Source organism: Paenibacillus algorifonticola (assembly GCF_000971975.1).
In the GTDB taxonomy this organism is placed as follows: Bacteria; Bacillota; Bacilli; order Paenibacillales; family Paenibacillaceae; genus Pristimantibacillus; species Pristimantibacillus algorifonticola.
Map to the genome: position 1 here is coordinate 1 of NZ_LAQO01000107.1, position 933 is coordinate 933.

Annotated in this window: 1 protein-coding gene; it reads right to left on the reverse strand. The window is 59.3% G+C overall.

Annotated elements, in window-relative coordinates:
* Nucleotides 1-933, reverse strand: a 933-nt coding sequence (locus tag WH37_RS33160; protein WP_046234949.1) for an amino acid adenylation domain-containing protein, incomplete at both ends; no start/stop codon positions are given.

Here is a 933-nt window from a genome sequence, read left to right on the forward strand (position 1 = left end):
TACAGACGGGTGCTCCCGCAAACGAGCGGCGATCTCTCCCGGCTCAATGCGGAAGCCGCGGATTTTGACCTGCTGGTCCATCCGCCCGATATACTCGATATTGCCGTCCTCCAGCAGTCGGACCAGGTCCCCTGTCCGGTACAGCTTCTCGCCAGGCGCATACGGATGATCAACGAACCTCTCCGCCGTCAACTCCGGCTGGTTCAAATATCCCTTCGCCAGTCCCGCTCCCGACAGACACAGCTCCCCAGGCACACCCTGCGGTTGTATCCGCAGGCTGCTGTCCAGCACGTAAGCCTCCGTATTCGAGATCGGCTTGCCAATCGGCACTGTTGCCGCACCTTCTTCTACTGCTGCAACGGGATACGCCGTCGCGAATACGGTGCTTTCCGTCGGACCATATACATGAATCAGCTTGCTGGCTCCCATAACCTTCAGCGCCTGTCTCACATGCGGAACCGATACTTTCTCGCCTCCGAACAGCACCTTCCGAACGCCGGCCAGGCACGACGGGTCCACATCCGTCAGCACGTTGAACAGCGCCGTTGTGATGAAAAACACGGTAATGCCCTGCTCGCGGATCACGCGCGTCAGCTTGCGCATGTCCAGCAGCGCTTCCTGCTCCAGCAGCACCAAGGTCGCACCGTTCAGCAGCGCGCCATAGATATCGAAGGTCGAGCCGTCGAACGCGTAATTGGACAACTGCAGCAGCTTGTCCTCCTCTGTCAGCTCGATGTAGTTCGTCGCTTTCACGACACGGCTAATGTTCGCGTGCTTCGTCAACGTCCCCTTCGGCTTGCCTGTGGAGCCGGATGTGTAGATGACGCAGGCTACGTCTTCCGAGCCGTTCACTGGCTCCGGATTCGTATCCAGCGAGCCGTCATCCGCCACAGCCTCCTCTATCGTAATCAGCGAGATATCCTGCTTCACGCG